The 333-nt window shown below is 27.6% G+C and carries 1 pseudogene; it reads left to right on the forward strand.

Annotated elements, in window-relative coordinates:
• A pseudogene (locus H4O21_RS28695) lies at window positions 1-333 on the forward strand (hypothetical protein); the annotation flags it as partial.

Consider the following 333-nt stretch of genomic DNA (forward strand, 5'->3'; position numbering starts at 1 on the left):
AAAGCATTGATTTAACTAATAATACAGACCTGATACTGCTATATTGCCTATCCAATAATCTAGAATCATTAAATCTTGGCAACAATAGAAAATTAACAGTTTTAAGTTGTGGAGAAAATCAGTTAACTGAATTGGATCTAAGAGTTAATAGTAATCTACAAGAATTATACTGCCAAACTAATTTATTAGGAGCTCTTGATATTTCTTCCAATACAGCGATAAATAACCTAGATTGTAGTAATAATAAGCTTTGTCAATTAAATGTGAAAAACACAAATAATATAAATATGCAACTATTTGATGCCACGTTAAATGGTGAATTGGTTTGTATTT

Source organism: Oceanospirillum sediminis (assembly GCF_014164585.1).
Taxonomy (GTDB): Bacteria; Pseudomonadota; Gammaproteobacteria; order Pseudomonadales; family Halomonadaceae; genus Oceanospirillum; species Oceanospirillum sediminis.